Origin of the sequence: Streptomyces sp. NPDC102451 (assembly GCF_044765485.1) — a bacterium.
Lineage (GTDB): Bacteria > Actinomycetota > Actinomycetes > Streptomycetales > Streptomycetaceae > Streptomyces.
Map to the genome: position 1 here is coordinate 201154 of NZ_JBIWKD010000006.1, position 21694 is coordinate 222847.

The following is a 21694-nucleotide window of genomic DNA, read 5'->3' on the forward strand; positions in this document are numbered from 1 at the left end:
GCATGACCGTGCAGACCGAACGGCCGCCTTCAGGTCCGACGGACGTGGTGAAGGGGGCCGGCGCAGGCCCGGGCGAACCCGTGGCGCGCCGCAGATCCGGTGCGGCGGCACCGTATCTGCTGCTGATCCCCCCGGTGGCCGTGACCCTGGTGTTCCTCGGCTGGCCCCTGGTCAAGAACACCCTGCTGTCGTTCCAGGACCTCAACATGAGGCAGCTGATCCAGCACCTCACCGAGTGGAACGGGATCGACAACTACAAGGAGATCCTCGGCAGCGAGGACTTCTGGAACGTCACCGTCCGGTCGATCGCCTTCACCGCCGTCAACGTCTTCCTGACCATGCTCATCGGCACCCTGGTCGGACTGCTGGTGGCCCGCCTCGGCAAGCGGATGCGCGTCGCGCTCCTCACCGCGCTGGTCCTGGCCTGGGCGATGCCCGTCGTCGCCGCGACCACCGTGTACCAGTGGCTCTTCGCCTCCCGGTTCGGTGTCGTCAACTGGGTGCTGGACAAGGTCGGCTTCCACTCGATGGCCGAGTACAACTGGACCGGCGGCCAGTTCTCCACCTTCTTCGTCGTCACGGTCCTCATCGTCTGGATGTCGATCCCGTTCGTCGCGATCAACCTGTACGCGGCCACGACGACCATCCCCAAGGAGCTCTACGAGGCCGCCTCGCTCGACGGCGCCGGCCCGTGGAAGAGCTTCACCTCGGTCACCATGCCGTTCCTGCGGCCCTTCCTCCTCGCGACGACCTTCCTGGAGATCATCTGGATCTTCAAGGCCTTCGTCCAGGTCTTCGCGATCAACCAGGGCGGCCCGGACCGGCTCACCGAGATCCTGCCGGTGTACGCCTACGTCGAAGGTGTCGGGAACCAGCACTACGGCATGGGCTCGGCGATCGCGATGCTCACCATCGTGGTCCTGCTCCTGCTGACCTCCTACTACCTCCGGATCGTTCTCAAGCAAGAGGAGGAGGAGCTGTGAAGCGCTCGGCTTCGTCACGGTTCAGCGGCGTCTGGCGGAACGGCGCCGCGGTCCTGCTGATCATCGGCCTCGTCTTCCCCGTGTACTGGATGTTCGCGACGGCCTTCAAGCCGACGCCGGACATCGTCGCGGACGACCCGGTCTGGTTCCCCACGAACTTCACGTTCGAGCACTTCCGGACCGCCTTCGCGGCCGAGAACTTCTGGACGATGGTCCGCAACTCCCTGACGGTCACCGTCCTCGCGGTGGCCCTCTCCCTCATCCTGGCGCTGGCGGGTTCCTTCGCCCTGGCCCGGATGCGGTTCAAGGGGCGCAAGGGCTTCATCGTGGGCTTCATGGTCGCCCAGATGGCGCCCTGGGAAGTCATGGTCATCGCGATCTACTTCATCGTGCGCGACTCGGACATGCTCAACAGCCTGATCCCGCTGACGCTCTTCTACATGGTGATGGTGCTGCCCTTCACCCTCCTGACGCTCCGCGGCTTCGTCGCCGCCGTGCCCAAGGAGCTGGAGGAGTCCGCCATGGTGGACGGCTGCACCCGCCCCCAGGCGTTCCGCAAGGTGATCCTGCCGCTGCTCGCGCCCGGACTGATGTCCACCTCGATGTTCGGCTTCATCACCGCGTGGAACGAGTTCCCGCTGGTGCTGGTCCTGAACAAGGACGCGGAGTCCCAGACCCTGCCGTTGTGGCTGTCGCAGTTCCAGACCCAGTTCGGCGACGACTGGGGCGCCACGATGGCGGCGTCCTCGGTCTTCGCCATCCCGATCCTCATCCTCTTCGTCTTCCTGCAGCGCAAGGCCGTCAGCGGTCTGACCGATGGCGCAGTGAAGGGATAACCCGGCTGTCATGACCACCCTCGTATCCACCACGGACACCGTCACCCGCGACGCGCTCGCGGTCCTCCAGCCGGGCTTCACCGGCACGACCGCTCCGGACTGGCTCCTGCGCAGGGTCGGCGAAGGCCTGGCCTCCGTCGGACTGTTCGGCCGGAACATCCACTCGCCCGAGCAGCTCGCCGCGCTCACCGCACGGCTGCGCGCCGAGCGGGACGACGTACTCGTCGCGATCGACGAGGAGGGCGGCGACGTCACCCGGCTGGAGGTCCGCAGCGGCTCGTCCTTCCCGGGCAACCTCGCTCTGGGCTCCGTCGACGACACCGGCCTGACCAGGGCCGTCGCCCGGGAGCTCGGCCGCCGGCTGGCCGAGTGCGGGGTCAACCTCAACTGGGCGCCGTCCGCCGACGTCAACTCCGACCCGGGCAATCCGGTCATCGGCGTACGCTCCTTCGGCGCCGACACCGAGCTCGTCGCCCGCCACACCGCCGCATACGTCGAGGGGCTCCAGGCCGCCGGGGTCGCCGCCTGCACCAAGCACTTCCCGGGGCACGGCGACACGGCCGTCGACTCGCACCACTCGCTGCCCCGCATCGATGTGGACCTGGACACCCTGCACGCCCGTGAGCTGGTGCCTTTCCGGGCGGCCATCGCCGCGGGTTCCAAATCAGTGATGAGTGCACATATCCTGCTTCCCGCACTCGACCCGACCCGGCCCGCGACCCTGAGCCCCCAGATCCTCACCGGTCTGCTGCGCCAGGAGCTGGGCTACGACGGGCTGATCGTCACCGACGGCATGGAGATGGACGCCATCGCCGGCACGTACGGGATCGAGCGCGGATCCGTCCTCGCCATCGCCGCGGGCGCCGACGCGATCTGCGTCGGCGGCGGGCTGGCCGACGAGGACACCGTGCTGCGGCTGCGCGACGCACTGGTGACGGCGGTGCGGACCGGCGAACTGCCGGAGGAGCGGCTGGCCGACGCCGCCGCGCGTGTACGGGCCCTCGCGTCCTGGACGCAGAGGGTCAGGGGGGCTGCCCCGGAGCCGGGCGCGGACATGCAGGAGGGGACCGCGCCCGGCCTCGGAGCCGACGTCGGACTGGTCGCGGCCCGCAGGGCCGTGACGGTCACGGGCAGCGGCGAGCCGCTGAGCGAGCCGGCCTACGTCGCCGCGTTCACCCCGGTCGCCAACATCGCGGTCGGCGACGAGACCCCGTGGGGCGTCGCGGCCGAGCTGGCCCGGATACTGCCCGGCACGGAGACGGACACCTACAGCACCGGGAGCGCGTCGCCCGCCGCCGAGGTGCTGAAGGCTGCGGGGAAGCGGCGCATCGTCGCCGTCGTCCGCGACGCCCACCGGCACGCGTGGATGAGCGAGGCGCTGGACGCCGTGCTGGCGGCGCGCCCCGACACGGTCGTGGTCGAGATGGGCCTGCCCTACGCCCCGCCCCGGGGCGCCCTGCACGTCGCCACGTACGGCGCGGCCCGGGTGTGCGGGGTCGCGGCCGCGGAGGCGATCACGGGAACCGGCTGAGCCCGGGAGGAAACGCGTGAGGGCCGGGCACCGCACAGGTGCCCGGCCCTCACGCGTACGGGGTTACGGGGTCTCTACAGGCCCTGCCACCGCGGCTTCGCCGCGTACGTGGCGCGGAAGTAGTCCGCCAGCTTCAGCTTCGAGGCCGCCGCCTCGTCGACCACCACGGTGGCGTGCGGGTGCAGCTGCAGCGCCGAGGCCGGGACGACCGAGGCGACCGGGCCCTCGACCGTCCGTGCGATCGCGTCGGCCTTGCCCTCGCCGGTGGCCAGCAGGACCGGGTGACGGGACTCCAGGATGGTGCCGATGCCCTGGGTGATGACGTGGCGGGGCACCTGCTCGATGTCGTCGTCGAAGAAGCGCGCGTTGTCGATCCGCGTCTGCTCGGTCAGCGTCTTGATGCGGGTGCGGGAGGCGAGGGACGAGCACGGCTCGTTGAAGCCGATGTGCCCGTCGGTGCCGATGCCGAGCAGCTGGAGGTCCACGCCGCCCGCCTCGGTGAGCGCCTTGTCGTACGCCTCGCAGGCCGCCTGGACGTCCTCGGCGGTGCCGTCCGGGCCCATGAAGGACTTCTCGGACAGGCCGAGCGGCTCGATGACCTCGCGCAGGACGACCGAGCGGTAGGACTCGGGGTGGCCTGCGGGCAGCCCGACGTACTCGTCGAGCTGGCAGATGCGGGCGCGCGAGGCGTCCACGGCGCCGGAGCGGACCTTCGCGGTGAGTGCCTGATAGATGGGCAGCGGGGTCGAGCCGGTGGCCACGCCGAGCAGGGCGTCGGGCTTACGGCTCAGCAGGGCCGCGATGGCCTCCGCGATCAGTTCGCCGCCTGCCGTGGCGTCCGGGACGATGACAACTTCCACGCTGTGCCTGCCGATCTGAAGAGTGGCGTCATGTGGTATAGACCAATCTGGAGGCCAATCTAGCAGAACGGCGCGGCCCGGAGGTGAACCGTCCACGTGTGCGTCACTGGTTGTCGCCCTGTCGGCGGACGGTGTGCGTCCGCGGGGGAATGCCCCCGGAAACACCCGCGGGCCGCGGCGCCAGGACGGGACCCTCAGCCCGTCCGGCACCGCAGCCCGGAGCTACGGGCCCGCCTCTCGGCAGGCCCTGCCTGGCCGGCGGTGTGCGGTGCCTCCGGCCACTGGAGGCACCGGCGCAGTCAGGGCAGAGAGCGCCGGATACCTCGGTCCGCTCTCCTGTGCGGGGAGAGCGGAGGTCTGTCGCGCAGGGGACGGGTTCCCACCCTTGCCCCTACGTGGTGCATTGTGGACTAGACCAATAGGCCGTGTCCATCCATGTGCGCGGACATTCTCGTCGAGGGTCCGCGCTCCCACAGTGTCACGTATCCACGGCCCGTTCGGTTCGGATCCACTTCGTCTCCACAGGTACGCTCGCCCCTGTGCCCTCCATGAACGACCTCGTCCGCCAGCACACAGCCCTGAGTGACACCGACCTCGAGTGGCTCCATCTGCTGGTCTCGGAGTGGCAGCTGCTCTCCGACCTCTCCTTCGCCGACCTCGTGCTGTGGGTGCCCACCCGCGACGGGACCCGCTATGTGTCGGTCGCGCAGATGCGGCCCAACACCGGCCCCACCTCCTACCAGGACGACATGGTCGGCCACCTCGTGCCGCGCGGCCGCCGGCCGCTGCTGGACGCCGCCCTGGACGAGGGCCGCATCGTGCGCGAGGGGGATCCGGAGTGGCGGGAGGAGGTGCCCGTCCGGGTCGAGTCGATCCCCGTACGGAGGGAGGGCCGGATCCTCGGGGTCATCGCCCGCAACACCAACCTGCTCACCGTGCGCACGCCGTCCAGGCTGGAGCTCACCTATCTCCAGTCGGCCTCCGACCTGGCCCAGATGATCGCCGCCGGATCCTTCCCGTTCCCCGGCCAGCAGGTCGACATGGACGCGTCGCCGCGCGTCGGTGACGGGCTGATCAGGCTCGACGCTGACGGTGTCGTGCAGTACGCCAGCCCCAACGGCCTCTCCGCCTACCACCGGCTCGGCCTGGCCTCGGACCTCGTCGGCCACAACCTCGGTGCGACGACCGCCGAACTCGCCCCGTCACGCGGCCCGGTGGACGAGGCCCTGGTCAAGGTGGCGAGCGGCTACGCGCCCCGGGAGTTCGAGGTCGAGGGCGCCGGAGGGGTCATCCAGCTGCGCGCCATCCCGCTCAAGCCCAAGGGGGTGCGCATCGGTTCACTGGTACTGCTCCGTGACGTCACGGAACTGCGCCGCCGCGAGCGGGAATTGATCACGAAGGACGCCACCATCCGGGAGATCCACCACCGGGTGAAGAACAACCTCCAGACCGTGGCCGCCCTGTTGCGCCTCCAGGCGCGCCGCATGGACTCCGAGCGCGGGCGCGAGGCGCTCAACGAGGCGGTCCGGCGGGTCGGTTCGATCGCCATCGTCCATGAGACGCTGTCCCAGAATCTGGACGAGCGGGTCGAGTTCGACGAGATCGCCGACCGGGTGATCGCGATGGTCGCCGAGATCTCGCCCGGAAAGGTCACCTGCCGCCGCACGGGGCGCTTCGGGATCCTCGACGCGGAAGTGGCCACTCCGCTCTCGATGGTGCTCACCGAGGTGCTGCAGAACGCCCTGGAGCACGCGTTCACCGTGGCCGAGCGCGGCACGGTGGAGGTCTCCGCGGTGCGCGGCGGCTCACCGGCCGAGGGCCGGCTGCTGATCACCGTGACGGACGACGGACGCGGGCTGCCCGAAGGGTTCGACCCCCAGCGGGCCGGCAATCTCGGACTGCAGATCGTGCGGACCCTGGTCGAGGGCGAACTGGGCGGCACGTTCGGCATGGTGCCGGCCCCGGTGCGCGGAACACAGGTGGTGCTCGACATCCCCGTACAGAACGACAAGTAGCGAACGGCGGGTGGTGCGGCCGAGCCGCATCGCCGCCGCACAGCAGTGGGCCCGGACCGTGGTAACGGTCCGGGCCCACTGCGTGGTGCTACGGTGCGATGCGCTTCGGGGGTACTGCGCGCTGCGACTCGAAGGCGGGGCTGTGCGTACGCTCTGTACGCGCCGCCGGGCTGAGGCTCGTCGTGCGGGGGGCGTCGGTCAGGCGCTGGCGTTACGCGCCCGGTTGCGAGCGGCGCGGCGCTTCATTGCGCGGCGCTCGTCCTCGCTGAGGCCACCCCAGACGCCGGAGTCCTGGCCGGACTCGAGCGCCCACTGCAGGCACTGCTCCATGACGGGGCAGCGACGGCAGACGGCCTTGGCTTCCTCGATCTGCAGCAGCGCAGGACCGGTGTTGCCGATGGGGAAGAACAGCTCGGGGTCTTCCTCACGACAAACGGCGTTGTGACGCCAGTCCATGGCTGCTACCTCTCCTTGGTATTACATGCTGGTGCTTGTGAATGTGAACGCTTTCACGAATCCCCCCGCAGACGAAGGTCCGACGCCCAGATGAACTGGATGTGGTCCTGTTGTGGTGAGGAGGGGTTCTGGCTCTCAGTGGAGGCCGATGTTGCGGGCCGTCCCGATCGCCATGTAGAGATTCGCAAACCTCGGCGGCGGATACAACCCCTTCTGGAAAGTTTTTTTTGATTCCTCGGTGTCGACTAGGTCACAGCCGTACTTCTAAGGGGTGGGGGCCAGCCCAAACGTTCGAGTTAAAGGACTTTCGCCCCTTCCACTCACACAATCACACGCAGTGCACGGCGTACGCCTGTGAACGTCACGCTTCTACGCAGTCCCAGGTGGTCACCGTCCATCTGGAAGGGCAGTGGGGCCTTTGAATGCAAGGTGAAGTCCGTGAGGTCGTGCAGGGACACGGCGTGCTTGCCGTGCGGGCCCTTCTCCGGGCTCGAAGTGAGCAGCTGGGTGGCGTACCGGGTCACGGCGGGGGTGGAGAGACGCTTCAGTCCGAGGACGTCCAGGGCGCTGTCGAAGGACGCCTTCGGGGAGGCGTATATCGGGCGGTTCCCCAGGTAGGTCCAGGGTGCGGTGTTGCAGATTATCGACAGCGCGAGGTCGGTGACGGGGTCCTGGCCGGGGACCTCCAGGGTGATCATCCCGTTGCGCCGGTGCGGGTCGTCCATGAACTGCCGGAGCACCTGGCGCACGTACAGCGCATGGGTCGACCGCTTGCCCCGCTCGCGTTTCTGTTCGACCCGGCCGATGACGCCCGCGTCGAAACCGAGCCCGGCGCAGAAGGTGAACCACCGTCCCGGGACGGCCTCGTCCGCCGTGCCCGGGGTGCCGGCCGCCAGGCCGAGGCCGACCGTGCGCTCGCTGCGGGACGCGAGGGCGTCCAGGATGGCGCCCGTGGCCTCCACGGCGTCGTTGGGGATGCCCAGGGCCCGCGCGAAGACGTTGGTGGAGCCGCCGGGGACCACGGCGAGGCTCGGCAGCCCCTCGGGGTCGGGGCCCTTGTGCAGCAGTCCGTTGACCACTTCGTTGACCGTGCCGTCGCCGCCGAGGGCGACCACCAGGTCGATGTCGTCGGAGTCGGCGGCCCGACGCCCCAGGTCACGCGCGTGACCCCGGTGCTCCGTGGTCACGACTTCGATCTTCATCTCGCTCGCCAGGGCGTGGATCAGCACGTCACGCGTGCGCGCACTGGTAGTGGTGGCAGCTGGGTTGACCACGAGAAGTGCGCGCATGCCCGCCAGAGTACCTACCGCGCGGTACCGCCCTGAAGTCCCGATCCACCCGGTCCACGCCCGGTCACGCAGCGTGACAACTCACCCGGGGTGTGCCCGCCGTGGCCCCGGCTTCGCGTCCGGGCGGCCGGGATGCGAATCTGAAGGGCGTGAGCACTCAGCAGAACGCGCCCTCTCCTTCGCCCTCGGCCGGCCCGGAGAAGCCGGGCCGGATCGCCGTACTGGCCGCACTCAACGCGCTCGAAGGCGCGGCGCTCGCCGTCGGCGGGATCTACATGCTGGCCGTCGGGCTGTTCGGCCGGCCCGACAGCATGCAGCAGGCGGAGATGGGCGGGCTCACGCTGGTGGCGCTCGGCCTGATCCCGCTGTTCGCCGCCCGCGGACTGCTGCGGCGGCGCAGCTGGAGCCGTGGCCCCGCGCTCATCACGCAGCTCATGGCGCTGCCGGTGGCCTGGACGCTGCTGCGGGCCCAGGGCGCCCTGATCCCGGCGGGCATCGTCCTCGCGGCAGTCGCCGTGACGGCGCTCGTGCTGCTGCTGAACCCCGCCACGACGGAGGCGCTGGGCATCCGTCGGGGGCCGCGCACGACCCCCGACGCCTGACCCTTCGCGCTCACCCCCGAGCGGTCCGCTACTCCTCGACGAGCAGCCGCTCGCGCAGCTGCGCCAGCGTGCGGGCCAGGAGGCGGGAGACGTGCATCTGGGAGATGCCGACCTCCTGTGCGATCTGCGACTGGGTCATGTTGCCGAAGAAGCGCAGCAGCAGGATCCGCTTCTCGCGCGGCGGGAGGTCCTCCAGCAGCGGCTTGAGCGACTCGCGGTACTCGACGCCCTCCAGCGCCTCGTCCTCGGAGCCCAGGGTGTCCGCGACCGCGGGCGACTCGTCGTCCGTGTCCGGGACGTCGAGCGAGAGGGTGCTGTAGGCGTTGGCCGATTCCAGCCCCTCCAGGACCTCCTCCTCGGAGATGCCCAGGCGCTCCGCCAGCTCGTGCACGGTGGGGGAGCGGCCGTGTTGCTGGGAGAGCTCCGCGGTGGCCGTGGTCAGCGACAGCCGCAGCTCCTGGAGGCGCCGGGGAACCCGCACCGCCCAGCCCTTGTCCCGGAAGTGGCGCTTGATCTCGCCGACGACCGTGGGGGTCGCGTACGTCGAGAACTCGACCCCGCGGTCCGGGTCGAACCGGTCGACCGACTTGATCAGGCCGATCGTGGCGACCTGTGTCAGATCGTCCAGCGGCTCGCCGCGGTTACGGAACCTGCGGGCCAGGTGCTCCACGAGCGGCAGATGCATCCGCACCAGCCGGTTGCGCAGCTCGGCCTTCTCCACGGAGCCGTCGGGGAGCTCCCGGAGCTCGATGAAGAGCGCCCGTGCCCCACTGCGGTCATGTGGATCGTGGTGCCCGTGCTCGTTCATCCGGCCCGTCCGCTCCGCCTGCGGCTGCTGCGCCTGCTCGGCCCGCGACTGCTCCGCCGTGGCCGGAGGGCCCTGCGCGTCGTCCGCGCCGCCTTCCGGATGCGGCCGGGCCTGCTGCTCCGGCAGGGCTGCCGGTCGCACCGGCCCCGACCGGATCGTCTCGTCCCGCACAGGACCGTCCCCGTTCCCGTCGCTCACGCCGGCCCGGGTCCCGCGCCGCGCTGTTTGTAGAGGCTGATGCTGACCGTACGGTCGTCGGCGACCGTGGAGTCGACCTTGCCGGCCAGTGCGGAGAGCACCGTCCAGGCGAAGGTGTCGCGCTCAGGGGCGCGTCCGTCCGTCGTGGGGGCCGAGACGGTCACCTCGAGGGAATCGCCGACGAGTCGGAACACGCAGCTGAGGACGGAGCCGGGCACGGCCTGCTGGAGCAGGATCGCGCAGGCCTCGTCGACCGCGATGCGAAGATCCTCGATCTCGTCGAGAGTGAAGTCCAAGCGCGCTGCGAGACCGGCCGTGGCCGTACGCAGCACCGACAGGTAGGCACCCGCAGCGGGCAGCCGGACCTCTACGAAGTCCTGGTTCCCGGGCTCGCCTGCGATCTGGGACACCCTCACCTCCAAGGTGGCACAAACTCGTTCGAGGCTCCGGGACGAGTGCCCGGGGCCGTGCGGTCCGTCGTCGGTTCTGTGGTTCGGCGACGCTGTCGCGACCCATGATGCCGTGTCGCCGAGACCGCAACCCGCTGATTACTCATGGTAGGCATATGAGTACACACAGTGGCTAGGGGTCTGCGGCGGTCAATTGCGAAGAACCGGCGCCGGTTTGACGTACCCAGACGTCAGACGATCGAACCGTCCACGAAGCACCAGCGCCAGCTCTCGGCGCATTCGAAGCTGCGCATCACCGGATGGCCGGTCGCCTCGAAGTGCGCCGTGGCGTGTCTCAGGGGCGAGGAATCGCAGCACCCGACGTGGCCGCAGACGAGGCAGAGCCGCAGCTGCACGGGATGGGTTCCGGCCACCAGGCACTCCGGACAGGTGTCGCTGAGCGGGGCGGGTTCGGGGCGCGGCAGTTCGGATACGTGGAGGCACTCACTCATGATGGCCACGTTACGTCGGATGTGAGGACAGCGAGATGGACGCATTGCCGCTGGTGGCGCTCGTCGCGGCAAGCGCGGCGGTCGCGGGGGCCGCCCGCCGGACACCGGTGCCCCCGCCGCTGCTGCTGGTCGCCGCCGGCCTGCTGGCCTCGTACCTGCCGGGGGTGCCCGACTACACGCTGGACGCGCACATCGTGCTGCCCCTGCTGCTGCCGCCGCTGCTCTACACGGCGGCGGTCGACAGCTCGTACCTCGACCTGCGGGCCAATCTGCGCCCGGTCGCGCTGCTCTCCGTGGGGTACGTCCTGTTCGCGACGGTCGCCGTGGGGTCGCTGGCCCATCTCCTCGTGCCGGACCTGCCGCTCACCGCCGCGCTGGTGCTCGGTGCGGTGGTCGCCCCGCCGGACGCCGTCACGGCCGCGGCGATCGCCCGCAGGGTGGGGTTGCCGGCCCGGGTCACGACGATCCTCCAGGGCGAGTCCCTGGTGAACGACGCCACCGCGATCACCGCGTTCAAGGTGGCGGTGGCCGCGGCCGTCGGCGAGGGCATGAGCTGGGGCGCCGGGATCGGTGAGTTCGCCCTGGCGTCCGTCGGGGGCGTCGGCGTCGGCCTGCTGCTGATGGTGCCGCTGCACTGGCTGCGTACGCACCTCAAGGAGGCGCTGCTCCAGAACACCCTGTCGCTCCTGATCCCCTTCGTCGCCTACGCGGCGGCGGAGCGCGTGCACGCCTCCGGAGTGCTCGCCGTGGTCGTCGTCGCGCTCTACCTGGGGCACCGCTCCTGGCAGGTCGACTTCGCTACGCGGCTCCAGGAGGCGGCGGTCTGGAAGATGGTCGCGTTCATCCTGGAGTCGGCGGTCTTCGCGCTCATCGGGCTGCAGCTGCCCTTCGTGCTGCGGGGGCTGGGTTCCTACGGCGTGGCCGAGGCCTTCGGCTACGCGGTCCTCGTGTTCGTGGCCGTGGTCGTGGTGCGCTTCGTCTGGGTGTACCCGGCGAGCTATCTGCCGCCCTGGCTCTCCGCACGCATCAGGGAGCGCGAGGGCCCGCCCTCCTGGAGTTCGGCCCTGATCGTCGGCTGGGCCGGGATGCGGGGCGTCGTCTCGCTCGCCATCGCGTTCTCCATCCCCATGGTCACGCACGACGGGGAGGCCTTCCCCGCGCGCAATCTGGTGCTGTTCCTGACCTTCACGACCGTCATCGGGACGCTGGTCGTCCAGGGGCTGAGCCTGCCCCTCCTCGTGCGCGTCCTGAAGCTGCCGAGACGCAGCGCGCGCACCGAGACGCTGGCCGAGGCGCAAGCGCAGAACGAGGCGTCAACGGCCGCCGACGCCGCGCTGGAGGAGCTGCTGGCCGATCCGCGCAACGCGCTGCCCGACCCGCTCGTCCAGCGGCTGCGCGCCGTGATGGAGCGGCGCCGCAACGCCGTGTGGGAGAGGCTCGGCGCGACCAATCCGGTCACCGGGGAGTCGGCGGACGACACCTACCGGCGGCTGGCGAGGGACATGATCGCCGCCGAGCGGGAGGTCTTCGTACGCCTCAGGGACGAGCGGCGGATCGACGACGAGATGCTGCGTGCGCTGCTGCGGCGTCTCGACCTGGAGGAGGCGGCCGCGTACCGGGAGTCGGACGGCGCGTGACCGCGTTCCCTGTGGTTCAGGGCCGGCCCGTGACGACCGCGGTGACCGTGGACCCCGGGGCGAAGGCGCCCTCCCCGGCCAGCACGGTCAGCCCGTACAGGAGTTTGGCCACGTAGAGCCGCTCGACGGGCAGGCCGTGACGGTCCTCGAAGTCGTCGGCGAAGGCGTGCAGCTCCGGTGTCGTACGGGCGTACCCGCCGAAGTGGAAGCGCTCGTCCAGGGACCACCGCCCGGCGCGTGCGCCGAAGGCCTCCCGCTGCAGGTCCTCCACCGCGGCTCCCAGGAAGCCGCCGCGCAGGACGGGGATGCCGAGGGCGCGCTGACCGTCGCCGAGCCCGGCGGCCAGCCCCGCGAGGGTGCCGCCGGTGCCGCAGGCGACCGCCACCGTGCCGGGCCGGCCGCGCAGCTCACGGCCGAGCTCTGTGCAGCCCTGTGCGGCGAGCGCGTTGCTGCCGCCCTCCGGGACGACCACACACTCCCCGAAGAGGCTCAGCAGGCCGTCCAGGACGTCGGGAGAGGCCTTCGCACGGTAGGTCGACCGGTCCACGAAGTGCAGACGCATCCCGTCGGCCGCGCATCGTGCGAGGGAGGGGTTGAGCGGGCGGCCGTCCAGCTCGTCGCCCCGTACGACGCCCACGGTGCGGAAGCCCAGCAGACGTCCCGCGGCGGCGGTGGCCCGGAGGTGGTTCGAGTAGGCGCCGCCGAAGGTCAGCACGGTGCGGCCGGCGGCGGCCCGGAGGTTCGGGGCGAGCTTGCGCCACTTGTTGCCCGGCAGGTCCGGGTGGATCAGGTCGTCGCGCTTGAGCAGCAGCGTCACACCGTGCCGCGCGAAGCGCTCGTCCTCCGCCGGCTGCAGGGGCGAGGGAAGCACCGGCTGCAGCCGGGAGAGGTCGAACGTTTCGTCGGTCATGCCCTCATTGTGTGCCGCCGGGTGCCGCCCTACTTCAGCCGGTCATGGATGCGGTTGCGCATGCCGTTCATCGAGAAGCCGCGCGGGTCGACCTTGCCGGGCTGCCACTCCAGGTGCCCGATGACCGAGGGGGCGTTCCAGCCGTGGAAGCGGCAGACGGCCGCCGCGGCCTTCTCGATGGCCTCCAGCTGGACCGCGGGCCAGGGGTCCTTCCCGTCCCCGAGGTTCTCGCACTCGAAGCCGTAGAAGTGCCGGTTCCCGTCGGTGTTGGACTCGTTGTCCGCCGGCAGGCGCTTCTCGGCGATGACGGCGCGCAGGACGTCGTCGTCGCCGAGGCCGGCGTGGTTGGCGCGGCCGTAGCCGACCAGATGGACCCGGCCGTCCTTGGCGATCACACCGTGGCAGAGCGGGCCCGGCAGTCCCGCGTAGCCGTCACGGCAGATCTCGACGGTGCGGGCGGTGCCCTTCGTGACGGTGTGGTGGAGCATCACTCCGTGCACCGGCCCCCAGGGGCCCTTGTGGTTGCGGTTGTGCGTACGCCAGTCGCCCACCTGGACGACGGTCAGCCCTTCGTTCTTCAGGGCTTTGAGGAAGTTGCTGGCGGACATGGGTGAGGACATGGCCGACTCTCCTTCGTTGGCGGGGGAGCGTGTCCGTACAGCGCTTGTACCGGAACACAGGGCTCCGGCAAACCTGTTCGGGTGCTGTTCGCGTCGTGTGCGATTCGATCCGGACAGTCCGCGAGTGCCCCGGGCGGGACGTGCTCAGTCCTGGGCGAGCCACAGATCGGGGCCGAACACCTCGTAATGGATGTCGGCGGACGGCACCCCCTTCGCCAGGAGCTGCGAGCGGACGGCGCGCATGAAGGGGAGCGGGCCGCAGAGGTAGGCGCGGGTGCCGGGGGTGACCGGGACGTCGCTCAGGTCGACCGTGCCGGTGCGCTCCGTGTCCGTACCGGCCCGGCCGGGCTCCGGGGTCTCGTACCAGAAGTGCGCGGAGGCGTCGGGGAGCTTCCCGGCGAGCGCCGCGTGGTCCGTGCGCAGCGCGTGGTCGGCCGGTGACCGGTCGCCGTGCACCACGGTGACGGGTGAACGGTGCCCCTCCTCCGCCAGGTGCTCCAGCATCGACAGGATCGGGGTGCAGCCGATGCCGGCCGAGGCGAGGAGCAGCGGGGCGTCGGAGCCGTCGAGCACCAGGTCGCCGTACGGTGCCGAGACGCGCAGCCGGTCGCCCGTGCGCAGTCGCGCGTGCAGGTGCGCGGAGACCTCGCCCTCCGGGCCGGCCCCGCCCCGTACCCGCTTGACCGAGAAGGAGCGCACGGCGGACCCGGGCGCCCCGGTGAGGCTGTACTGGCGTATCTGGCGGGCGCCGTCGGGGAGCTCCACCTGGACGGAGACGTACTGGCCCGGCCGGAAGGCGGGGGCCGGTGCGCCGTCGGACGGGGTGATGCGGAAGGTGGCCACGTCGGAGGTGTCCTCGGCGCGGGAGGCCACGGTCCACTCGCGCCACACGTCGCCCGCCGCCACACCCTGCTGCGCGTAGAGCCGTTCCTCGATCGCGATCAGGGCGTTGGCCATCAGCCAGTAGACCTCGTCCCAGGCCGCGGCCACCTCGGGGGTGACGGCGTCGCCGAGCACCTCGGCGATCGCGGCGAAGAGGTGGGTGTGCACGATCTCGTACTGCGGGGCGGTGATGCCCAGGGAGGCGTGTTTGTTGGCGATGCGGCCCAGCATCACGTCGGGCCGGGTGTCCGGGTGTTCGACGAGCTGGGTGGCGAAGGCGGCGATCGAACCGGCGAGCGCCTGACGCTGTGTGCCCGAAGCCTGGTTGCCCCGGTTGAACAGGTCACGGAGGAGCTCCGGGTGGGCGTCGAACAGCTTCCGGTAGAAGAGGTCCGCGATGTCCCCGATGGCCGCCCCCACGGCGGGGAGCGTGGCGCGGACGGTGGCGGTCGACGTCTCGGAGAGCATCGGGTGACTCCTCGGGTGTGATGGTGGCACGCGGGTCGGGCCACCGGTTAATTAGCATCCAGGATGCGTATTTTTGGCCGACGTGACCCGCCCGGTGCGCACCGTGGGAGCGCACCGGGCGGGCGTGGGGAATCAGCCGGGTGCGGGGCGGCCGCTGCTGATGCCGAGCAGCAGCGGGCCGGTGGGGGAGGAGACGAGATCGCCGACCGTGAGCGGGTCGAGCGAGGCGTAGAAAGCCTCCTCGGCCCGTCGCAGCGCGGAGCGGAGCAGGCAGGCGGAGCGCAGGGGGCACGGGGTGGCGCCCTCGCACTCGACGACCTCGCCCGGCCCTTCCAGCTGTCTGACCAGGGTGCCGATCGAGGCTGCCCGTCCGGCGGTGGTGAGGGACAGGCCCCCGCCCCGGCCGCGCCGTGCGTCGACCAGGCCGAGGTGCTGGAGGCGGGCGACGACCTTCGCGGCGTGCGTGTACGGCACCTGCATGGTGGCCGCCACCTCGCGGGTGGTCGGCGGGTCCTCGTCGTCCGCCGTGACGGTCAGGCGCATGAGCACCCGGAGCGCCACATCGGTGAATCGCGTCAGCCGCATGGCGGCAGCGTAGATAAGTTGCATCCGCGATGCAACTTAGGGCCGCCGTTTCGCGCGTTCGGCGCCGCGTCATGATGGGAGGTGCGGCCCCGTGACGGATGCGGGGTGCGCGTGGGCGAGAGAGGTGGTCAGCGGCCGTGCCGAAGCCGAACGCAGCCGACGGGATACCGGCGGTCAAGGTCATCACCGACCCGGACAGTCTGGGCCGTTACGCGCACGACGAGGCGGAGTGGGCCCCCGCGGGGGTGCCCCTGGCCGTCGTGCGGCCCCAGGACACCGATGAGGTGCGGGCCGTCGTCGCGTACTGCGTCGAACACCGGATCCCGGTGATCCCCCGCGGCGCCGGTACGGGGCTGTCGGGCGGGGCCAATGCGGTGGACGGAGCCGTCGTCCTCTCCTTCGAGGACATGAACCGGATCCTGCGCATCGACCCGGTGGAGCGCCTGGCGGTCGTCCAGCCGGGCGTCGTCAACGACGATCTGCGCGCCGCGTGCGCCGAACAGGGCCTCTGGTACCCGCCGGACCCGGCGAGCTCGCCCTGGTCCACCATCGGCGGGAACACGGCCACGAACGCGGGAGGCATGTGCTGCGTCAAGTACGGCGTGACCCGCGACTACGTACTCGGTCTTGAGGTCGTCAACGGCCTCGGCGAGACCGTGCGGGTGGGCCGGCAGACCGCGAAGGGGGTCGCCGGGTACGACCTGTGCGGCCTGTTCGTCGGCTCGGAGGGCACCCTCGGAGTGATCACCGAGATCACCGTGAAGCTGCGTGGCGCCCGGCCCGCCGAGCGTACGGTGGCGGGCTTCTTCGACTCGGTCGTCGCGGCCGGCGACGCGGTGAGCCGGGTGACGGCGGCGGGCATCGTGCCCTCGGCACTCGAACTCCTCGACCGGCACTGCCTGAAGGCCGTCGACGAGTGGAAGAACATGGGGCTGTCGTCGGACGCGGACGCCATCCTGCTCGGCCGTGTGGACACCCCGGGAGCGGCGGGCGACGCCGAGGCCGAGGCGATACGGGCGTGCTTCGCGGAGGCCGGCGCCGCCTGGGCGGAGGTCTCCACCGATCAGGCCGAGGCGGACGCGCTGTTCCAGGCCCGCCGGCTCGCCTACCCGGCGCTGGAGCGGCTGGGGCCGGTGCTCACCGAGGACGTGGTCGTGCCGCGGTCCCGGGTGCCCCAGATGCTCGCGCGCGTCGAGGAGATCGCCGGAGCGCACGACGTCCTCATCGCCAACATCGCCCACGCGGGCGACGGGAACCTCCACCCCCTGATCATCACCGAGCCCGGCGACGAGGCGGCCAGGGCCCGCGCCCAGCTCGCCTTCGAGGACATCCTCGACGCGGCGATCTCCTTCGGCGGCACCGTCACGGGTGAACACGGCGTGGGGCTGCTGAAGATGGGCGGCATGGACCGTGAGGTGGGGCCGGTCAACCTCGCCATGCAGCGCGCGGTCAAGGCGGCTCTGGACCCCCACGGCATCCTCAACCCGGGCAAGGTCGTCGCGTCGGGGGCACCGCTGGCGTACTGACCGCCCGTCGGGTTCTACCGCAGCGGCTCGCTGAGCTCGATGGCCCGCAGGGCCGCTGCGAGCGCCCGCTCGTCGCCGAAGTCCAGAGCCGTGTCGGTCAGCTTGATGACATGCTCGTCGCCGTGCGTCAGGGCCCGTGCCATGACCTCCTCGGGCGTGATCCGGCCCGGCGGTACGTAGGCGACCGGTGCGTCCGGCGCGTACATGGCGGTCACCGCCGCGGAGGCCGTCCAGGCGGCCTGGAGGCTCGGCACCCACAGGGCCGTCGGGAGCGCGGGGAGGGTGCGCAGGACGGCGTTGGGAGCCGTGGCCGCGTGGACCAGCATCGTCTCCTCGCCGTGGCCGTGGGTGGCGTACCGGTGGGTGGCCGCCCGGACCAGTTCGGTGAGGCGACGGTGCGCCTCCGCCGGGTCCGTGACCGTGGCGGCCCACACCGGCAGGGTCCTGACCCGCCCGAGCCGGGCGGGGAAGCCGCCCTCCCGTTCGTCGACGGGCGCCACCGCGTCGAGGGCCGCCGCGGCGCTGTCGGCACCGGGTACCGGCACGAGCTCCGTCATCGGGTGGTGGCGGGCCGCCCAGTACCCGAGGCCGTGGGCGAGCTCGGTCAGACGCGGCCCGGTCTCCTCGCCCGCCAGCAGCGTGCGCACGGCGTGGCCCACGCGGATGACCGGGTGCGTCGACCCGCCGTACATGCCGGGCAGGAGACGGGGCCACCACAGGGTGAGCACCTCGCGCCACGGATGCTCGGCGAGCTCCCGGCCGAAGTAGCCGATCCAGTCGGCGGCGCGGCGCGGATCGCCCAGCGCGGAGCGCCAGTTGGTCTCCGTGACCGGCTCGACGCCGGCCGGGAACTCCTCCAGCTTGGAGGCGTACACGTCGAGCCAGCGGTGCACGGCCGCCGACTGACCGTTGGCGGCGAGGGCCTCGACGGCCATCGGCGCGTGGTTGGTGAGCCGCCCGAGCCGCTCGGGACCCGAGATGTGCAGCCGCTGGAGAGCCTCGTCGAGAGTGCCTGTCGTATCCATGGCGAGAACGCTAGGCGCCCGTGCGCGGCGCCGTAACGGGCGGAAGTCCTGGACGCGGAGCGGGCTGAAGTCCTAGGTCCGGGGCCCTGGTTGCCCTACATCCGCGAAGTCCGGCCCGGCCGGGTCGCCCTGCATCCGCGACGTCCGGCCCGGCCCGGCGCGGGCGGTATGCGGGCGCCGGGGTGCGGGCAGCGTTCCCGCCCCAAGCCCGAATAGTCACACTCTTTTGTGTAATAGCGCGCCGTGTCCTCCGGCTGCAAGTCTTCTTCTCGCAGGTCAGCCCATGATCGAGAGGATGTCGGATGTCCGTTGGTGAAGAGGTTCGCGACACGCAGCCGCCGCAGCAGAGTCTCGGCACAGCGGCTGCGCGGAACCTCGCGACGACGACCAAGTCCGCCCCGCAGATGCAGGAGATCACCTCGCGGTGGCTGCTGCGCATGCTGCCGTGGGTGCAGGTGCAGGGCGGCACATACCGGGTGAACCGGCGGCTGAGCTACTCGGTCGGGGACGGCAGGGTGACCTTCGTCCAGACGGGCGACCGGGTCACGGTCATCCCCGCCGAGCTCGGCGAACTTCCCGCCCTGCGCGATTTCGGCGACGAGGAGGTGCTGGCCGAGCTGGCGCGCCGGTGCGAGCAGCGCGACGTCGCGGCCGGGGAGGTGCTCGCCGCATCGGGCGAAGCGGCGGACCGTGTGCATCTGCTGGCGCATGGCAAGGTCGAGAAGATCGGGGCCGGGCCCTACGGCGACGAGACGGTGCTCGGAGTCCTCGCCGACGGCGCCTATTTCGGGGACCACGTCCTGCTCGACGGCGACGCGACCTGGGAGTACACGGCCCGTGCGGTGACCGCCTGCACGCTGCTCACCCTGCGCCGGTCGGACGTGCTCAACCTGGCGGCACGCGCGGACTCGCTCCGTGACCACCTCGCCGGACTGCTCGCCATCCCGCACCAGCGGACCAACCGCTACGGCGAGGCGGAGATCGACCTGTCCGCGGGACATGTGGGGGAGAGCGTCGTCCCGCACACCTTCGTCGACTACGAGTCGGCGCCCCGTGAATACGAACTGAGCGTCGCCCAGACCGTGCTGAAGGTCCACAGCAGGGTGGCCGACCTCTACAACCAGCCGATGAACCAGACCGAGCAGCAGTTGCGGCTCACGGTCGAGGCGCTGCGCGAGCGTCAGGAGCACGAGCTCATCAACAACCGGGAGTTCGGCCTGCTCAACAACTGCGACTACGGCCAGCGGCTCCAGCCGCACGACGGGGCACCCGGTCCCGACGACATGGACGAGCTCCTGTCGCGGCGGCGCGGATCGAAGCTGTTCCTCGCCCACCCGCGTGCCATCGCCGCGTTCGGCCGGGAGTGCAACAAGCGCGGCCTGGTGCCGGAGAGCGTCGAGGTCGGCGGACACCATGTGCCCGCGTGGCGCGGGGTGCCGATCTTCCCGTGCAACAAGATCCCGGTCTCCGACGCGCGCACCACATCGATCATCTGCATGAGGACCGGCGAGGCGGACCAGGGCGTCGTCGGGCTGCAGCAGAGCGGTATCCCCGACGAGATCGAGCCGAGCCTCTCGGTCCGCTTCATGGGGATCGACGAGCAGGCGATCATCTCGTACCTCGTGACGGCCTACTACTCCGCCGCGGTCCTGGTGCCGGACGCCCTCGGCGTCCTGGAGAACGTGGAGGTCAGCCGCTGGCGGTGACGCTCCCCGGGGCCCGGGCGGCGGGACCGCCCGGGCCCCGGCAGGCCGCGACCAAGGCGCCCCGTGGCGCCCGGAAGGAGTGACCGTGACCATGACCAGTACGGATGCCGCGATGGAGGGGCACAAGGCCGCCGCGCTCCTGGAGCACACCCGTGACACCGTCGACCCGCACCTCCGGGCGGCCGTCGAAACGCTGCCCGGGGCGATCCGCCGGGTCGCCATGTACCACTTCGGCTGGGAGGACGCCGACGGCACACCCGCCTCCGGGCAGGCCGGCAAGGCCATCAGACCGGCGCTCGTCCTGGCCGCCGCCCGTGCGCTGGGAGGGGATCCGGACGTGGCGATGCGGGCGGCCGTGGCCGTCGAGCTCGCGCACAACTTCACCCTGCTCCACGACGACGTCATCGACGAGGACACCACCCGCCGGCACCGGCCCACGGCCTGGGCGGTGTTCGGTGTGCCGGACGCCGTCATCGCGGGTGACGCCATGCTCTCCCTCGCCCTGCGGCTGCTGGCGGACGACCCGCACCCGGCGTCCGCGCACGCCGCGGTGCGGCTCTCCACCTGCGTCATCGAGCTCTGCGCGGGACAGCAGGCGGACTGCGCCCTCGAGGACCGTGGCCCGGACGACGTCACCCTGGACGAGTGCCTGGCCATGGCCATGGCCAAGACGGGCGCGCTGCTCGGCTGCGCCTGCGCCCTCGGAGCGCTCTACGCCGGGGCGGGGGAGCGGGCGGTCCGCGCCATGGACGGCTTCGGCCGGGAAGCGGGCCTCGCCTTCCAGCTCATCGACGACCTGATCGGCATCTGGGGGGACACGGCACGCACGGGCAAACCGGTCGGGGCGGACCTGACCGCCCACAAGAAGTCCCTGCCGGTGGTCGCGGCGCTCACCTCGGACACCCCGGCCGCCGCCGAGCTCGCCGCGCTCTACCGGGGCGCCATGGACACACCGGGGGAGGTGAGAAGCGCAGCCGACGCGGTCGACCGGGCCGGCGGGCGCGACTGGGCGCAGGCCGCCGCGGCGGACCGGATGGCCAGGGCCGTCCACCACCTTTCCCGTGCGGTGCCCGCGCCGGACGGTGCCGGGGACCTGCTCGCCCTGGCCGAATTCGTCACCAGAAGAACCCACTGAGCCGGGCCGCCCGTGACCGGTTCGGACGCCCAACTCTAGGATTCCGTGCGTCGGTTGGATCAACACCACGGGACGAAGAGGGCGGGGCCGGTCATGGGCGTACGGATACGGCGGGCGGAAGCGCGGGACAGGGATCAGGTCGTACGGATCCTGGAGGAGGCGTTCCACGACGATCCGGTGAGCAGCTGGGTCTTCCCCGACGAGGACCACCGGCGCGCGGTGCACGGGAAGTTCCTCGGCGTCTTCGCCGACGTCACGCTGGAAGGAGGCCGTATCGATCTGCTGGAGGACGGTACGGCGGCGGCCCTCTGGCTCTCCGTGCCGGCGGGTGTGCCCGAGGAGGACGACACCCCGGCGCTCATGCGGGAGACCGCGGACCCGGAGAACGAACGGGCCGAGCTGGTGGGGCGGCTGACCGGTGCCGTCCACCCCCACGACCGAGCGCACGAGTACCTGCTGATGATCGGTGTCTCCCCGGAGCGCCAGGGGGAGGGGATCGGTGAGGCGCTGATGAGGGGGGTCCTGGAGCGGTGCGACCGTGAGGGGACCCCCGCCTATCTGGAGGCGAGCAGCGAGCGTAGCCGCGGTCTCTACGAAAGGCTCGGATTCACCTTCATGGGACGGACCGTCGACCTTCCCCAGGGGCCGCCGATGTGGCCCATGTGGCGTGAGCCCCAGGCCTGATGGGCCAGGACCGGCCACCGGAGGTACGGAAGGGGAG

General features: G+C 71.2%; 21 protein-coding genes. 10 read left to right on the plus strand and 11 right to left on the minus strand.

What is annotated here, in order from left to right; all coding sequences use genetic code 11:
- Nucleotides 1–2: 2 nt before the first annotated feature.
- From ACIRD8_RS16455 to ACIRD8_RS16465, 3 genes are all read left to right on the plus strand, one after another.
- Nucleotides 3–983 (plus strand): carbohydrate ABC transporter permease, encoded by a 981-nt coding sequence (locus ACIRD8_RS16455; protein WP_403991190.1) that lies wholly within the window; start codon nucleotides 3–5, stop codon nucleotides 981–983.
- An 89-nt stretch (nucleotides 984–1072) separates the two neighbouring features.
- On the plus strand, nucleotides 1073–1819 hold the full coding sequence (locus ACIRD8_RS16460; protein ID WP_403991834.1) for a carbohydrate ABC transporter permease: 747 nt from the start codon (nucleotides 1073–1075) through the stop codon (nucleotides 1817–1819).
- A gap of 10 nt (nucleotides 1820–1829) precedes the next feature.
- Nucleotides 1830–3350 (plus strand): glycoside hydrolase family 3 protein, encoded by a 1521-nt coding sequence (locus ACIRD8_RS16465; RefSeq protein ID WP_403991193.1) that lies wholly within the window; start codon nucleotides 1830–1832, stop codon nucleotides 3348–3350.
- 74 nt (nucleotides 3351–3424) lie between these two features.
- Here ACIRD8_RS16465 and nagB read toward each other — a convergent pair whose 3' ends face one another.
- A complete protein-coding gene (nagB, locus tag ACIRD8_RS16470) occupies nucleotides 3425–4210 on the minus strand; it encodes a glucosamine-6-phosphate deaminase (protein ID WP_403991196.1) in 786 nt (261 codons plus the stop codon).
- A 548-nt stretch (nucleotides 4211–4758) separates the two neighbouring features.
- Here nagB and ACIRD8_RS16475 point away from each other — a divergent pair.
- Nucleotides 4759–6225, plus strand: coding sequence for a sensor histidine kinase (locus tag ACIRD8_RS16475; protein WP_403991837.1), 1467 nt, complete (start codon nucleotides 4759–4761; stop codon nucleotides 6223–6225).
- Nucleotides 6226–6423: 198 nt separating this feature from the next.
- Here the strand turns inward: ACIRD8_RS16475 and ACIRD8_RS16480 are convergent, their stop codons facing one another.
- Nucleotides 6424–6681, minus strand: a complete 258-nt coding sequence (locus tag ACIRD8_RS16480; RefSeq protein ID WP_003953983.1) for a WhiB family transcriptional regulator — start codon at nucleotides 6679–6681, stop codon at nucleotides 6424–6426.
- Nucleotides 6682–7001: 320 nt separating this feature from the next.
- Nucleotides 7002–7970: a diacylglycerol/lipid kinase family protein gene (locus ACIRD8_RS16485; RefSeq protein ID WP_403991199.1), complete on the minus strand. Its 969-nt coding sequence runs from the start codon at nucleotides 7968–7970 to the stop codon at nucleotides 7002–7004.
- 149 nt (nucleotides 7971–8119) lie between these two features.
- Between ACIRD8_RS16485 and ACIRD8_RS16490 the strand changes: the two genes are divergently transcribed.
- Nucleotides 8120–8572: a hypothetical protein gene (locus tag ACIRD8_RS16490; RefSeq protein WP_403991202.1), complete on the plus strand. Its 453-nt coding sequence runs from the start codon at nucleotides 8120–8122 to the stop codon at nucleotides 8570–8572.
- A 28-nt stretch (nucleotides 8573–8600) separates the two neighbouring features.
- Here the strand turns inward: ACIRD8_RS16490 and ACIRD8_RS16495 are convergent, their stop codons facing one another.
- From ACIRD8_RS16495 to ACIRD8_RS16505, 3 genes are all read right to left on the minus strand, one after another.
- On the minus strand, nucleotides 8601–9578 hold the full coding sequence (locus ACIRD8_RS16495) for an RNA polymerase sigma factor SigF (protein WP_403991204.1): 978 nt from the start codon (nucleotides 9576–9578) through the stop codon (nucleotides 8601–8603).
- Nucleotides 9575–9988 carry an anti-sigma regulatory factor gene (locus ACIRD8_RS16500; RefSeq protein ID WP_014154139.1) on the minus strand — a complete coding sequence of 138 codons (414 nt, stop codon included), beginning with the start codon at nucleotides 9986–9988 and terminating at the stop codon, nucleotides 9575–9577. The genes ACIRD8_RS16495 and ACIRD8_RS16500 overlap by 4 nt, the downstream gene beginning before the upstream one ends.
- A 230-nt stretch (nucleotides 9989–10218) precedes the next feature.
- Nucleotides 10219–10479 carry a UBP-type zinc finger domain-containing protein gene (locus tag ACIRD8_RS16505; RefSeq protein ID WP_403991207.1) on the minus strand — a complete coding sequence of 87 codons (261 nt, stop codon included), beginning with the start codon at nucleotides 10477–10479 and terminating at the stop codon, nucleotides 10219–10221.
- Between the two features lie 35 nt (nucleotides 10480–10514).
- Here ACIRD8_RS16505 and ACIRD8_RS16510 point away from each other — a divergent pair, with 35 nt between their 5' ends.
- Nucleotides 10515–12116, plus strand: coding sequence for a Na+/H+ antiporter (locus ACIRD8_RS16510; RefSeq protein ID WP_403991210.1), 1602 nt, complete (start codon nucleotides 10515–10517; stop codon nucleotides 12114–12116).
- Nucleotides 12117–12132: 16 nt separating this feature from the next.
- Here the strand turns inward: ACIRD8_RS16510 and ACIRD8_RS16515 are convergent, their stop codons facing one another.
- The 4 genes from ACIRD8_RS16515 to ACIRD8_RS16530 all read right to left on the minus strand — a co-directional run bounded on the left by ACIRD8_RS16515 (nucleotide 12133) and on the right by ACIRD8_RS16530 (nucleotide 15581).
- A complete protein-coding gene (locus ACIRD8_RS16515) occupies nucleotides 12133–13026 on the minus strand; it encodes a 1-aminocyclopropane-1-carboxylate deaminase/D-cysteine desulfhydrase (RefSeq protein WP_403991213.1) in 894 nt (297 codons plus the stop codon).
- Nucleotides 13027–13055: 29 nt separating this feature from the next.
- Nucleotides 13056–13646 (minus strand): N-acetylmuramoyl-L-alanine amidase, encoded by a 591-nt coding sequence (locus ACIRD8_RS16520; RefSeq protein WP_403991216.1) that lies wholly within the window; start codon nucleotides 13644–13646, stop codon nucleotides 13056–13058.
- A 144-nt stretch (nucleotides 13647–13790) separates the two neighbouring features.
- A complete protein-coding gene (locus tag ACIRD8_RS16525; RefSeq protein ID WP_403991219.1) occupies nucleotides 13791–14996 on the minus strand; it encodes a globin domain-containing protein in 1206 nt (401 codons plus the stop codon).
- A gap of 132 nt (nucleotides 14997–15128) precedes the next feature.
- The gene (locus ACIRD8_RS16530) at nucleotides 15129–15581 is read right to left on the minus strand and encodes an RrF2 family transcriptional regulator (RefSeq protein ID WP_403991222.1); all 453 of its coding nucleotides are present in this window, start codon (nucleotides 15579–15581) and stop codon (nucleotides 15129–15131) included.
- 98 nt (nucleotides 15582–15679) lie between these two features.
- Between ACIRD8_RS16530 and ACIRD8_RS16535 the strand changes: the two genes are divergently transcribed.
- Nucleotides 15680–17107: an FAD-binding oxidoreductase gene (locus ACIRD8_RS16535; RefSeq protein ID WP_403991224.1), complete on the plus strand. Its 1428-nt coding sequence runs from the start codon at nucleotides 15680–15682 to the stop codon at nucleotides 17105–17107.
- A 14-nt stretch (nucleotides 17108–17121) separates the two neighbouring features.
- Here ACIRD8_RS16535 and ACIRD8_RS16540 read toward each other — a convergent pair whose 3' ends face one another.
- Nucleotides 17122–18132 carry a questin oxidase family protein gene (locus ACIRD8_RS16540; RefSeq protein ID WP_403991227.1) on the minus strand — a complete coding sequence of 337 codons (1011 nt, stop codon included), beginning with the start codon at nucleotides 18130–18132 and terminating at the stop codon, nucleotides 17122–17124.
- A gap of 302 nt (nucleotides 18133–18434) precedes the next feature.
- Between ACIRD8_RS16540 and ACIRD8_RS16545 the strand changes: the two genes are divergently transcribed.
- The 3 genes from ACIRD8_RS16545 (at nucleotide 18435) to ACIRD8_RS16555 (ending at nucleotide 21657) form a co-directional block, all read left to right on the plus strand.
- The gene (locus ACIRD8_RS16545) at nucleotides 18435–19838 is read left to right on the plus strand and encodes a family 2B encapsulin nanocompartment shell protein (protein ID WP_403991230.1); all 1404 of its coding nucleotides are present in this window, start codon (nucleotides 18435–18437) and stop codon (nucleotides 19836–19838) included.
- A 91-nt stretch (nucleotides 19839–19929) separates the two neighbouring features.
- Entirely contained in the window at nucleotides 19930–20973 is a 1044-nt protein-coding gene (locus ACIRD8_RS16550) for a family 2 encapsulin nanocompartment cargo protein polyprenyl transferase (RefSeq protein ID WP_403991233.1), read from the plus strand.
- A 93-nt stretch (nucleotides 20974–21066) separates the two neighbouring features.
- Nucleotides 21067–21657 (plus strand): GNAT family N-acetyltransferase, encoded by a 591-nt coding sequence (locus tag ACIRD8_RS16555; RefSeq protein WP_403991235.1) that lies wholly within the window; start codon nucleotides 21067–21069, stop codon nucleotides 21655–21657.
- Nucleotides 21658–21694 lie beyond the last annotated feature (37 nt).